Raw genomic sequence first — 12,458 nt, 5'->3', positions numbered from 1 at the left:
AGGCTTGGCTCGGGCTGATCAGATGTGGTCGTTTCGAACGTCGAGGGCATCTCGCAAGCCATCGCCGATGAAGTTGAAGCTCGTCACCGCAATCGTAATCGCTGCACCTGGAATGATGGCCAGCCATGGAGCGCTCGCCAGATATTGCTGAGCGCCGTTGAGCATGTTGCCCCAGCTCGGCAGCGGCGGCTGGATGCCGTAGCCGAGGAAGCTGATGTACGCTTCCAGAAGAATCGCACGGGCGACCGCCAAGCTTGCGGCGACGATGATTGGACCCATGGCATTGGGCAGGACCTCGCCGAACATGATATGCCTGCGGCTCAGTCCCACCATGCGCGCAGCCTGGACAAACTCGCGCTCGCGCAGCGAGCGGACCTCGGCCTCGACGATTCTGGCTGTCTCCATCCAGCTCGTGACGGCAATGATGACGGTGATCATCACGGGGCTCGGCCGCAGCATTGCGGCCAGCGCCAGCACGAGGAAGATCGAGGGGTAGGAAAGGAAGCCGTCGACAGTGCGCATCAACGCCGCCCCGACCCAGCCGCCGCGATAGCCCGCCGTCACGCCGACCAGGGTGCCGATCAGTGTCGACAGCAGCATCGCCGAGAATCCCACCAGCAGCGACACGCGCCCGGCCATCAATAGACGTGCGGCCAAGTCACGTCCGAGAGGGTCGGTGCCGAAATAGTGGTGACCGCTGAGAGGTGGCGCAAAGCGGGCGCGCAGATCGATCTGGAGCGAGTCGTAGGGTAAGGCATAGGGGCCGATGGCGCACGCCAACACAAGCAGGGTGATCATCGCTATCCCGACAAGTGCCAGATGATGGCGCATGAAGCGCGCCACCGCACGGCTGTGCCACCAGCGGCTAGGAGCTGCGTGCACGACGATGGCGCTCATATCTGCTGCCTCCTGGTTACAGGGGTGAGCCGGCGGGCTCAGCCCAGGCGAATGCGCGGATCCACGGTGGCGATGACGATGTCTGCGATCAGATTACCCAGCACCACCAGGATGGCCGAGAAGATCAACAGTCCCATCACCATCGGATAGTCACTGTAGCCGAGGCTATCGAGAAACAGCCGCCCCATTCCCGGCCAGGTGAAGACCGTCTCGGTCACCAATGCGCCGGTCAGGATGCTGGGCAATTGCATCCCGGCCAGGGTGATCATCGGCAACAGCGCGTTGCCGACAACGTGCTTGAGCAGGATGCGTCGCTCGCTCACGCCCTTGGCGCGGGCGGTCTTGACGAAATCCTGACTCAGCGCATCGAGCGTCGCCGTGCGCATGTAGCGGCTCCAGATCGCGACATGAACCAGCGACAGCACCAGGCTCGGGAGGATCAGATGGTGCAGATAATCTAGCACCGAGCCGTCGCCGATCGTGTACATGTTGCCCGCAGGAACCAAACCGAGCTTCAGCGTAAAGATGTAGATGCCGATGAGGCCGAACCAGAAGGTCGGGACCGACAGTGCCACCATCGCACCCACCGTCGCGCAATAGTCGAACAGGGAATAGCGGTGAGTGGCACCGCGGATGCCAATCCAGGTGCCGGCCGCGATCGCCAATGCGGTGGACGTGCCCATCAGCAGCAGCGTCGCCGACAGATGTCGGCCGATCACCGCCAGCACCGCAGAGCCATCGCGGAATGAGTGTCCCCAGTCGCCCCGAATCAACCGCCAGGCCCAGTCGAGATACTGAAGCCACAGCGGCCGGTTCAGCCCAAGCTGCGCAGCGAGGCGCTCGACGTCCTTCTGGGTCATGCCGGGATCGAGCCCGAACTGCGCGAGAGGACCTCCAGGCATGAGGTTGAGAACCGTGAAGCCGATGATCGAGACGATCACCAGCAGCACGACGCTCTGCGAGAGACGATTGAGCAGAAAGGCAGACATTCGAGCCCTCCGTTAGCGTGACAGCGCTGCCGCCGGCTTGCAGGTTCGGCGGCAAGACATCAGCTCGCCCAGTACCAGGCCAGCGCATTCCAGGATTCCGTGCGCGTATTGCCGTTCGGCACGAAGCCGTTGATGCCTTTCTTGAGACCTTCGACCGCATTGCTCTGGTACAACGGAAGGAACGGCAGGTCGCGACGAACGAGTTCCTGGACGCGCGAGTAGATTGCGCGCCGGGCCTCAGGATCGAAGGTGCGCGCGCCCTTGTCGAGCAGGGCGTCGACTTCAGGATTTGCGTACTGCGCATTGTTCGAGCCGCGGCCGCCCTTGGCTCCGATCGAACGCGAGTGCAGGCGATTGGTGACATCCGGATCGGCCCCGATCAGGTACGAGCTGCCGACGATCACGGAATCGAATTGCGATTGCATCCAGAACTCGCCCCACATCACCGCGGCGGGCAGGTTCGATATCTTCATCTCGACGCCCAGCTGCGCAAAGGTCTGCTGCAGGAACTGCTGCACCTGCTCGCGGAGCGGATCGCCGGAGGTGGTCGAATTGGTGAAGGACAGACGAACACCATTCTTGGTCCGAATGCCGTCGCCTCCGCGCGCCCAGCCGGCCTGATCGAGGATCTTGCGCGCGCGATTTAGGTCGAATTGGTGCAGCGGCAGACTGGCGTTGAAGTAGAAGGACTGCCGCGGCATGAAGGTCTCCGTCGGCGTCGGCACGCCGTAGTAGAGCCCCTGGATGATCGCCTCCTTGTCGACCGCCGCATAAAGCGCCTCGCGAACCGCAAGCTCCTTGAACTGCGGGCGCTCGAGGTTCATGTAGAAGGATTCGAACGAGGCCCTTGGGACCAGAGTCACCACGCGGTTCGGCAACGTCTTGGCTTCACCATAGTGGTCGGGGGTGATGTAGGGCTGACCGACGAGATCGATGTCGCCGCTCTTGAACTGGGTGTAGAGGACGGTGAGATCGGGAATGTATTTGAAGACCAGGCGCTCGATATGAGGACCTTCACCGAAGTATTCGGTGTTGGCCACGAGTTCGAGATGATCACCAGCAACTCGCTTGCCCCACTTGAACGCGCCGGTGCCGACGGGTGCCTGGTTGAAGGCGGCGCTGTTTGGATTGGCCTCTTTCTCCAGGATGTGCTTGGGCACGATGAAGGTTTCGGTCAAGAACGACAAATACGGCGCAAAGGCCTCTTCCATTCGCCACGAGACCTCCGTGGGCGAGACCACCGTAATGTCGCGCACGAGAGCGTGGCCGGACGTGCGCCAACTCCGGAACTTCGGGTTCGTGATCAGTTCGAGCGTGAACTTCACGTCCTCTGCGCTGAAAGGCTTGCCGTCGTGCCAGCGGACATCGTCACGCAAACGAATGCGCCATTTGAGACCGTCTTCCGAAATACCCCCGTTCTTTTGGTTCGGCACTTCCAATGCAAGGTTGGGCTGCATGACGCCTTGAGGATCGATGCGGAAGAGCGCGTCGAAAACCGAGAAATGCACACCATCGTCGACTTCAATGTGGGCCATCAGCGGGTTGAAGACGGTCGGCTCCTGTCCAAGCCCGACGATCACGCGGCCGGTCGGCTTTGCCGGAGAGGTGCGCGCGAAGGCCGACTTGCCCAAGAGATTGGGCGCGAAGAGGCCGGCAGCTCCGCCAATTGCCACCATGCGCAGGGCATCGCGCCGCGAGTAGTTCGATGTCGCCGCAGAACGCTTGGTCATAACGTCTCTCCTTGCCTGTGGTGTCCGACGCGGTTTTCATCTTGGGGCATGCTCCCGGGCTGCTCGCCGGGGATCGCTGCCACCAGTTCTCGCGTGTAGCTCGATTTCGGCTCGAGGAAGATCTGGGACGGCGGTCCGCGTTCAACGATCTGTCCTCGATGCATGACGGCAATTTCATCGCAGATCTGGCTTGCGACGCGCAGATCATGGGTGATGAAGATCATTGAGACGCCCGTCTCGCGCTGAATCTGATCCAGCAGCTTCAAGATCTGGGCCTGGATCGATACGTCGAGCGCAGAGACTGCTTCGTCGGCAATCAGCAGCTTTGGCTTGAACATCAGCGCCCGCGCGATACCGATGCGCTGGCGCTGCCCGCCGGAGAACTCGTGCGGATAGCGGTCGAAGGCTCCAGAATCGAGGCCGACATGGGAGAGAAGCTCCCGCGCCCGCTCGGCAGCCTTGCTGTATGGCACCCCATGCGCGACGGGACCGACCGTGAGAATATGTCCGACCGTCGATCGCGGATTCAGCGAGGCAAAGGGATCCTGGAAGATCATCTGTATCTTGGGCCGCAGCGATCGAAACTCGGCCTCAGAAAGCCCGGCGATGTCGCGCCCTTCGAACAGAATCGAGCCGCCGTCGCTCTCCATGAGCTTGATCAGCAGCCGACCGAGCGACGACTTGCCCGAGCCGCTCTCCCCGACAACGCCGAGGGTGCGGCCCAACGTCAGATCGAAGCTGACCCCATTGACCGCAGGCACGATCCGCTGCGTCCGGAAAAGCGCGCTGCCGCTGCGATAGGTTTTTGCGAGGCCTTCGACCTTGAGGATGGCCACTGGCCCAGCAGCTTCCAAGGGCACCCGGTTTTTGCCGGTCAGGTGGGGCACGGCTGCGATCAGGCGGCGCGTATAGAGGTGGCTTGGCGACTTCAGCACCTGTTCGGCACTGCCCTGCTCCACGCAATGGCCCTTCTCCATCACCACAACGTAATCGGCGATCTCAGCCACGACGCCGAAGTCATGGGTGATGAACATGACGCTCATCCCCTTGCGGCGCTGGATGTCGCGGATCAATTGGAGGATCTGCGCCTGGGTCGTCACATCCAGGGCGGTGGTCGGCTCGTCTGCAATCAGGATCGCGGGCTCCAGAGCCAGGGCCATGGCGATCATCACGCGCTGCCGCTGTCCGCCTGAAAGCCGGAATGGATATTGATGATACATAAGCTGCGGATCGGGCAGACCCACTTCAACCAACAGGTCAATGGCCCTGCTGCGACGGGAGGCCGGCGTTCCAAAGTCGTGCGCAGCCATCACCTCCTCGATCTGCGCGCCCACGGTCATCAGCGGGTTGAGCGCAGAGAGAGGGTCTTGGAAGATCATCGAAACGACGCGGCCGCGCAGGCTGCGGAGATTGTCGGGCGAGAGGTCCATCATGTTCGTCCCATCCAGGTGGATCGCACCCGTAGAGACCCGGATCGCTTTCGGTAGAAGCCCCATGATCGCATTCGCGGTGACCGACTTGCCCGATCCGGATTCCCCGATGATACAGAGAATCTGCCCGCGTTTCAGATCGAAGGAGACGTTCTCGACGGCGTAGGCCCGCTCCATTCCTTCCGGCAGCCTCACGGTCAGCTCGCGGACCGACAGCGCGACGTCGACGGGGCTTGCCACCTGGATGCCAGAGGCCATGAGAGCATCCTCCTTTTTCAAGCCAGTGCCGTCATCTTGCTGCGGCCGGCGCCTTCGGCTCCTTGCGCCCCCATGCTCCTTGGACAGGTCAATAATTCGCCGCCCAACTTGCCATTCCTTCGTTGGAGGCTGCGACACGATTCAGGCCTCTTCGCGCAAGAAGCAGGAGCTGTTGCTCAGAGCGCAGTGCCGACCTGATCGGCCACCTCGATCGAAGCGACGCTCAGATGGCATCCACGTCATGGCTTGATCGCTTCCGCGAAGGCCTGCTCCTGGACAAAGCTCATGCAAGTTGCCTCTTTGGACTTCGACCCATCGATCAGTTGGTTCTGCCGATCTTGACGATGTCGATCACCCCGGAGTCGCCGAAAGCCAGCATCGCAGCAGCAGGAACTTCTGAAAACGAAGTCAGATTTGGCATTTCAGTCTGCGCCGCCGCGGCTGCCGTGGCCCCCTGCCAGGAAGGCGTGCGATGGGTCGCAGGAGCGCGTGCGTTGGTCTCGGCGCCTGCAAGTGCAGAGCAAGCAAAGTATTTTCGCAATGATAGCCTGTGTCAAAGGCGATAAACCGCAGGATATTCGGTCTCACGACGAAAGTCCGCGGGGGCTGCCGCAATTCCTCGGTTACGCTACGGCAACCACCGGAGATTCCTGTCCGATGAGCGCGCCGCTCCTGCATATCGAATCCAGTCCATTCCTACCTCGTGAGGCAGACGTCGTGGTCATCGGCGGGGGCGTGGTGGGCGTGTTCACAAGCTACTATCTCGCTCGTCGCGGCCTCAAGGTTGCTTTGCTTGAAAAGGGCCGCGTCGCCGCCGAGCAGTCCAGCCGCAACTGGGGATGGTGCCGCCAGCAGAACCGCGATGCGCGCGAGCTACCGCTTGCGACCAAGAGCCTGGATCTCTGGGAAAGGATTGCCGGAGAGACCGGTGAAGATACGGGTTTTCGCCGCTGCGGGCTTTTGTATCTGTCGAACGACGAGAATGAGCTGGCCCGCTGGGCAAAGTGGCGAGACTTCGCCAGGACCGTCGGGGTCACGACGCACATGCTGAGTGCGGACGAAGCGAGCGAGAGCGGCAGGGCGACCGGTCGCAAGTGGAAGGGCGGCGTCTTCTCGCCGACAGACGGCACGGCAGATCCTTCAAAGGCCGTCCCCGTCGCCGCGCGCGGGATCATGGCGGCGGGTGGCACAGTGCACCAGCTTTGCGCGGCGCGCGGCATAGAACTCAGCGCCGGCCGGATCAGCGGAGTGGTGACCGAGGCGGGCACGATCCGGACGAAGACGGCTGTCATGGCAGGAGGTGCATGGGCGTCTTCGTTCTGCAATCAGCTGGGAATTCGCTTCCCGCAGGCATCCGTTCGCCAGTCCATTCTCGCTGTGGCCCCTGGCGCCGCCGACCTACCTGATGCCCTTTACACCGGGCTCGTCTCGCTCACGCGGCGCGGCAATGGCGGATACACGCTCGCTATCAGCGGGCGCGCGCGGGTGGATCCGACGCCGCAGCAATTCAGGTTCGGCCGCGAATTCCTGCCCATGTTCGCCCGCCGCTGGCGAAGTCTCAGCCCTGGGGCTTTCGAGGGCCTGCGGCAGGGCCATGAATCCATGGCGAAATGGGCGCTCGATGAAGTGACCCCGATGGAGATGAACCGGACCCTTGATCCTCGTCCCGACATGAGGCAAATCCGGCTGACACATCGACGGGCTTGCAAGCTGCTGCCCGCACTTCGGTCTCTCCCCATCTCAAACGTCTGGGCCGGCTACATCGACAGCACGCCGGACGGCATTCCAGCAATCGGTCAAGTTGAGTCCATTCCAGGGTTCATCCTTGCGGCGGGATTCAGCGGCCACGGTTTTGGAATTGGCCCAGGCGCTGGCCATATGATCGCTGACATCATCACGGGCAGTCGGCCGATCGTCGACCCGCGCCCCTACAGGCCGGAGCGGCTGAAAATGAGCGCCTGGGGCAAGGTCAGCGAGTTCTGAATCGCAGTCTCCACCTCGTTGGGAAAAGCTGCTGTTGATGCTATGACAATGCAAATGACGCTGAAGACCCAAAGCCCTGACGCCGTTGTCGGCCCCATCTGATGGCATTGCTATGAAGCTCGATAAGATCGACATCAGGATTTTATGCGAACTGCAGAAGAACGGGCGGATTTCCAACGTCGAGCTCGCAGAGCTGATAAACCTTTCCCCGAGCCCGTGCCTGATGCGCGTCAAAAGGCTCCAGACGGAGGGTTTCATCACCGGCTATTCCGCCCAGATCGATGTTGCCAAGCTCGGACAAACTCTCACCGTCTTCGCTGAAATCACCCTGAAGAATCACCGGCAGATCGATTTCGCGCGCTTTCTCACGACCATCGAAAAGATCGATTCCGTGGTCGAATGCCATCTCGTTTCGGGCGGGTACGACTATCTCGTCAAGTTCATCACGGCGGGGATCAGCGAATACCAGGCCGTCATGGAACGGCTGGTCGAGATGGATATCGGCATCGACAAGTATTTCAGTTTCGTCGTGCTGAAGTCCCCGATCGTGAAATCCCATCTGCCGCTCGAAAGTATCTTCAATAACTGAAGGACAGTCTGGTCGCCGACTGGCAGGCGCGGCGATCAACCTTTCATCGCCGCGCAGACGTCCCTGTCTTCGAGCGTCTGGTCGAGCGTAGTCCTTGTCCGCTCGATGATGCCGTCGATGTCCGCATCCGTGCAGCAGAGCGGCGGCGCGTAGCCCAGCACGCCCTGGGCAAAGGCGCGGATGACGAGGCCGTTGTCCCAGGCGCGCTCGAAAATACGACGCGCCGCGTCGGCTTCCGCCGGCAGCGGCGCCTTGCGCTCCTTGTCTGTGACGAGCTCGATTGCAGCCAGCATGCCGCGACCACGGACATCGCCTACGAGCGGATGATCAGCCAGCGCGCGAAGACCTTCCATCAGGCGGTGTCCCGCCTTCCGGCCGTTTTCCAGCAATCCGTTTTCGTAAAGGTCTAGGCACGCAAGCCCGACAGCTGCGCTGACGGGGTGTGCGGAATAGGTGTAACCGTGGCCGATGGGCGTGTTGCCGGCGCCATCCGCAATGGTGTTGTAGACGCGGTCGGACATGAGAACGGCCCCCATCGGCACATAGCCCGAGGTAAGTCCTTTTGCCGTGGTCATGAGATCCGGCACGACATCGTCCTCTTCACAGGCGAACAGCGGACCGACACGGCCAAAGCCGGTGATAACCTCATCGGCAACGAACAGAACATCATGCTCCCTGCAAACAGCATGCATGGCCTTCAGCCAGGATGGCGGCGGAACGAGGACGCCTCCCGACCCCTGTACCGGCTCGACATAGAAGGCCGCGACGCGTTCGACCCCGAGTTCGGCGATCTTGGTCCGCAGAGCCGCGACCGACGCCGCGATGATAGCCTGGGGGTGGGAACCGACGGGATTGCGATAGGCGTAGTGCGACGGGATCTTGTGCTGCCAGCTGTAAGGTACCCCGAAGCCGGCATGAAAGGCCGGCAGTGCGGTCAAGCCGGATCCGGCCGTCGACGATCCATGGTAGCCAGACTCGACGGAAATAAACTGATCCTTCTGTGGCGTCCTCTTGGCATGATAGTAGTACCGAACGAACCGGATCGTGCTGTCGATTGCGTCGGAGCCACCTAACGTGAAATAGACATGGTTCAGATCGCCAGGCGCCAATTCAGCCAGCCTGGCCGCTAGCCGGATGGCCGGGTCGGAGCCCAATCCGAAATAAGCCGTCGCATAGGGAAGTTCGCGCAGCTGCCTCGTGGCAGCTTCGACGATGCTGTCCTGCCCGTAGCCGGCATTGACACACCACAGACCCGCAAAACCGTCGAGCAATTGACGTCCCGAGACATCGGTCAGCGTCGCGCCCTTCGCTGACTTCAGCACACGGACGCCTGCCGTCTCGTGGCTGCGATAGGACGAGACCGGGTGAACCAGATGCGCCCGATCGAGTTCAATCAGCGAGTTGCTCAACATGTCGTCCTCCAGATCAACCGCAATGCTTGGGCGACCACCCCGATGCTTTCGGGCTCAATGTAAGCTGGGGAAGACGGCACTTGCTCCCAGGCAGGACACGGACAGAAGGCGTATTGACTTTGATTGACGATCGACACGGCATCTTGTGCCGGCATGGGTCGGTGCCGGCACTGACGCTCTGATTTGTTCGCGCAACTCTCTGCCACAGCTCCGATCCGATACGACACAATCTGCTCCCGACCGTCGCGACAGCGGTGCTTTATCTGGTCAGCTGCTCGTTATGATGCTTGTCGTGCCGGGAAGCGGTGCGAGAGGATTGGAGAAGGATTCGAGCCATGGCGACGTTCAGACCCAAATACATCACGTTCGACTGCTACGGCACGCTGACCAATTTCGACATGGCCGGCGCGGCGAGGAGAGTTTATGGCGCCGAGCTTTCGTCCGCGGCATTGGAGCGGCTCATCAAGGACTTTTCAGCCTATCGCTTGGATGAGGTTCTCGGCGCCTGGAAGCCGTACTTCGAGGTGGTGCACAATGCGCTGGAGCGCGCGTGCAAGCGTAACGGTGTCGTATTTCGGCCGGAGCATGCCGAGCGCATCAATGGAGAGATCCACACATGGGGCCCACATGCCGACGTGCCGGCGGGTCTGGCCAAAGTTGCCAGGGAGATTCCACTGGTTATCCTGTCGAACTCCATGAAGAATCTCATCATGTCGAACGTGGAAAAGCTCGGCGCACCCTTCCACATGGTCATCACGGCGGAGGAGACCGGCGCCTACAAGCCGCAGATGAAGGGCTTCGAGTATATGCTGGACAGGCTGGGCTGCGGCCCGGAGGATATCACCCACGTCTCCTCTTCCTTCCGCTACGACCTGATGACCGCCTACGACCTCGGGATCAAGAGCAAGATCTGGGTTAACCGCGGTCACGAGCCCCCGAACCCCTTTTATGAATACACCGAGATCGCTGGCATCGACGGGCTCGCCGCGGCAGTCGGCCTGGAGCCCCTGCGCAAGAGCGCGTGAGCGCAGCTCGCTCAGGTCCTCTCGTTGCACTTCAGTTCTCCAAAAGATTCAATCGAGATCGGTGCGAAGAAAAACGGGGCGGTTCAGCACCGCCCCCTTATTTTGTTTCAGGTACAGGTTCGATGAGCGCTCAATCCAGCCCGCCGATATGCAGCGCCTTCGTCTCGAGATATTCTTCGATCCCGAGCTGAGATCCCTCGCGTCCAAGGCCCGACTGTTTGACACCGCCGAAAGGCGCCACCTCGGTCGAGATCAGGCCGGTGTTCAGGCCGACCATGCCGAATTCCAGCGCCTCGGCAACACGCCATGAACGCTTGAGGTTTTCCGTGTAGAAATAGGCGGCGAGGCCATAAGGCGTGCCGTTGGCGATCGCAATCGCCTCATCTTCGGTCTCAAAGCGAAACAGCGGCGCGACCGGTCCGAAGGTCTCTTCTGAAGCCAACAGCATCTCAGTCGTCGCGCCGCCGAGCACGAGAGGACGGGCGTACTGCCGACCTTCCGCCACCGTTTCACTTTCCGCGATGATCTTTGCGCCCTTGTCCAGGGCGTCTGTGACGTGCCGCTTGATCTTCTCTATGGCGGCGCCGTTGATCATCGGCCCGATCGCCACGCCATCGTCCGTGCCGGGACCGACCTTCATTTTCGCGACCCGGCTGGCAAGCTTCTGAGCGAAGGCGTCGTAAATGCCGGATTGAACGAGGATGCGATTGCAGCAGACGCACGTCTGCCCGCCATTGCGGAATTTCGACGCAATCGCCCCCTCGACCGCCCGGTCGATATCGGCATCGTCGAAGACGATGAACGGCGCGTTGCCGCCGAGCTCGAGGCTCAGCCGCTTTATCTTGTCAGCAGCACCTTTCATCAACAAGGCGCCGACCCGGGTCGATCCGGTAAACGAGATCTTGCGGACGGTTTCGTTGGCCATCAGCTCCGTGCCAATGTCCCCCGGCATGCCCGTCACGATGTTGATCACGCCCGCGGGAATTCCCGCCCGCTCGGCCAAAACAGCGATGGCGAGGGCCGAAAAGGGCGTGAACTCGGAGGGCTTGATGACCACGGTGCACCCGGCGGCAAGCGCAGGCGCCACCTTGCGCGTGATCATCGCGTTCGGAAAATTCCAGGGCGTGATGATCCCGCACACGCCGACCGGTTCCTTCAGCACCAGGATGCGGCGATCGGCAGTGGGTGACGGGATGGTCGATCCGTTGATCCGACGCGCTTCTTCTGCAAACCATTTTACGAAGGACGCTCCATAACGGATTTCGCCGAGCGATTCAGCAAGCGGCTTCCCCTGTTCCAGCGTGAGCAGAAGAGCTAAGTCCTGCTCATGATGTCGCATGAGGTCGTACCAGCGCTCCAGCAGCGCGGCACGCTCTGCATGGGCCTTTGCCTTCCAGTGCTTGAACGCAGCGTCCGCGGCCTCGACTGCTGCCCTGGTCTCGTCTCGACCCATGTCGGGGATGGTGCCAAGCACTCTCTGGCTCGCAGGATCGATGACATCAACAACGGCTTTCGTGCTCGCATCCCGCCAGTTGCCGCCGATCAGCGCTTGCTGCCGAAACAGATCCTCGTCCTTCAATGCAACCATGGTCTTGCTCCTTGCCTCGGGCTCGACTCCGCCGTCACTGCCTGGATTTACTAGTGGCGGGACGAAGCCGTCTCACGCGAGCGGTACACGCCCGCACGCCGCATTTTTCATTGATCATGAAGTGCCTGACCGCGCTGAATCTCGTCAGATGCTGCCTTGAAAGTCGAATATTCCAACGGCGGCTCTGCCCTCGGTACCTCTCAGTCATAATGGCAGACGTAGATCTTTCGCACGGTCTCGATCGTGCGCCAGATCCCAACAAAGCCAGGCTTCATGACAAAGCTGTCGCCGGCGCGATACCTTCTGATCTCGCCACCCTTTTCCTCGATCTCGATGAGGCCCGAGAGAATGTGGCAAAACTCGAAGGTGGTGCCCTTGATGGAATGGGTCTCGCCAGGCGTCGCTTCCCAGACGCCGGTCAGTACCTTCTCGCCTTTCGAGGCGTCCTGGGCCCAGGTCTTGAACGATGGATTGCCAGAAATGAGCCGTTCAGGAGCGGGCAAGGCGCTCTTCGGTGCGAAATCCGGATTGATATCGATGGTGACCAGAAGTGACAT

The 12,458-nt window shown here is 61.3% G+C and carries 10 protein-coding genes; 3 read left to right on the top strand and 7 right to left on the bottom strand.

The genetic code is table 11. The annotated features are described in order from the left end of the window. Nucleotides 1–18 precede the first annotated feature (18 nt). From N2604_RS18180 to N2604_RS18165, 4 genes are read right to left on the bottom strand one after another with little or no spacing between them, the layout of a single operon-like run. Nucleotides 19–897, bottom strand: a complete 879-nt coding sequence (locus tag N2604_RS18180; RefSeq protein WP_260375982.1) for an ABC transporter permease — start codon at nt 895–897, stop codon at nt 19–21. Nucleotides 898–935: 38 nt separating this feature from the next. Continuing rightward, on the bottom strand, nt 936–1,886 hold the full coding sequence (locus N2604_RS18175) for an ABC transporter permease (protein WP_260375981.1): 951 nt from the start codon (nt 1,884–1,886) through the stop codon (nt 936–938). A gap of 59 nt (nt 1,887–1,945) precedes the next feature. Then, a complete protein-coding gene (locus N2604_RS18170; protein WP_260375980.1) occupies nt 1,946–3,616 on the bottom strand; it encodes a peptide ABC transporter substrate-binding protein in 1,671 nt (556 codons plus the stop codon). After that, nucleotides 3,613–5,304: an ABC transporter ATP-binding protein gene (locus tag N2604_RS18165; RefSeq protein WP_260375979.1), complete on the bottom strand. Its 1,692-nt coding sequence runs from the start codon at nt 5,302–5,304 to the stop codon at nt 3,613–3,615. The genes N2604_RS18170 and N2604_RS18165 overlap by 4 nt, the downstream gene beginning before the upstream one ends. A gap of 657 nt (nt 5,305–5,961) precedes the next feature. Between N2604_RS18165 and N2604_RS18160 the strand changes: the two genes are divergently transcribed. Both N2604_RS18160 and N2604_RS18155 read left to right on the top strand, forming a co-directional pair. Next, the gene (locus tag N2604_RS18160; RefSeq protein WP_260375978.1) at nt 5,962–7,287 is read left to right on the top strand and encodes an FAD-binding oxidoreductase; all 1,326 of its coding nucleotides are present in this window, start codon (nt 5,962–5,964) and stop codon (nt 7,285–7,287) included. 112 nt (nt 7,288–7,399) lie between these two features. After that, nucleotides 7,400–7,876 (top strand): Lrp/AsnC family transcriptional regulator, encoded by a 477-nt coding sequence (locus tag N2604_RS18155; RefSeq protein WP_260375977.1) that lies wholly within the window; start codon nt 7,400–7,402, stop codon nt 7,874–7,876. Between the two features lie 35 nt (nt 7,877–7,911). Here the strand turns inward: N2604_RS18155 and N2604_RS18150 are convergent, their stop codons facing one another. Further along, nucleotides 7,912–9,288 (bottom strand): aspartate aminotransferase family protein, encoded by a 1,377-nt coding sequence (locus N2604_RS18150; RefSeq protein WP_260375976.1) that lies wholly within the window; start codon nt 9,286–9,288, stop codon nt 7,912–7,914. Nucleotides 9,289–9,623: 335 nt separating this feature from the next. Here N2604_RS18150 and N2604_RS18145 point away from each other — a divergent pair, with 335 nt between their 5' ends. After that, on the top strand, nt 9,624–10,313 hold the full coding sequence (locus N2604_RS18145) for a haloacid dehalogenase type II (RefSeq protein WP_260375975.1): 690 nt from the start codon (nt 9,624–9,626) through the stop codon (nt 10,311–10,313). Nucleotides 10,314–10,443: 130 nt separating this feature from the next. Here N2604_RS18145 and N2604_RS18140 read toward each other — a convergent pair whose 3' ends face one another. Further along, nucleotides 10,444–11,901: an NAD-dependent succinate-semialdehyde dehydrogenase gene (locus N2604_RS18140; protein WP_260375974.1), complete on the bottom strand. Its 1,458-nt coding sequence runs from the start codon at nt 11,899–11,901 to the stop codon at nt 10,444–10,446. 200 nt (nt 11,902–12,101) lie between these two features. Next, nucleotides 12,102–12,458, bottom strand: coding sequence for a cupin domain-containing protein (locus N2604_RS18135; protein ID WP_260375973.1), 357 nt, complete (start codon nt 12,456–12,458; stop codon nt 12,102–12,104).

This window comes from Bradyrhizobium sp. CB1015 (assembly GCF_025200925.1).
Classification (GTDB): domain Bacteria; phylum Pseudomonadota; class Alphaproteobacteria; order Rhizobiales; family Xanthobacteraceae; genus Bradyrhizobium.
Note: the sequence above shows the minus strand (reverse complement) of the source record. Positions and strands in the feature narration are given on the sequence as shown.

What these genes read in the sequence shown, in the direction of transcription:
- N2604_RS18155 (WP_260375977.1), top strand. Translation starts at nt 7,400, where the DNA reads ATGAAGCTCGATAAGATCGACATCAGGATTTTATGCGAACTGCAGAAG.
- N2604_RS18175 (WP_260375981.1), bottom strand. Translation starts at nt 1,886, where the DNA reads ATGTCTGCCTTTCTGCTCAATCGTCTCTCGCAGAGCGTCGTGCTGCTG.
- N2604_RS18135 (WP_260375973.1), bottom strand. Translation starts at nt 12,458, where the DNA reads ATGTCACTTCTGGTCACCATCGATATCAATCCGGATTTCGCACCGAAG.
- N2604_RS18165 (WP_260375979.1), bottom strand. Translation starts at nt 5,304, where the DNA reads ATGGCCTCTGGCATCCAGGTGGCAAGCCCCGTCGACGTCGCGCTGTCG.
- N2604_RS18140 (WP_260375974.1), bottom strand. Translation starts at nt 11,901, where the DNA reads ATGGTTGCATTGAAGGACGAGGATCTGTTTCGGCAGCAAGCGCTGATC.
- N2604_RS18170 (WP_260375980.1), bottom strand. Translation starts at nt 3,616, where the DNA reads ATGACCAAGCGTTCTGCGGCGACATCGAACTACTCGCGGCGCGATGCC.
- N2604_RS18150 (WP_260375976.1), bottom strand. Translation starts at nt 9,288, where the DNA reads ATGTTGAGCAACTCGCTGATTGAACTCGATCGGGCGCATCTGGTTCAC.
- N2604_RS18145 (WP_260375975.1), top strand. Translation starts at nt 9,624, where the DNA reads ATGGCGACGTTCAGACCCAAATACATCACGTTCGACTGCTACGGCACG.
- N2604_RS18160 (WP_260375978.1), top strand. Translation starts at nt 5,962, where the DNA reads ATGAGCGCGCCGCTCCTGCATATCGAATCCAGTCCATTCCTACCTCGT.
- N2604_RS18180 (WP_260375982.1), bottom strand. Translation starts at nt 897, where the DNA reads ATGAGCGCCATCGTCGTGCACGCAGCTCCTAGCCGCTGGTGGCACAGC.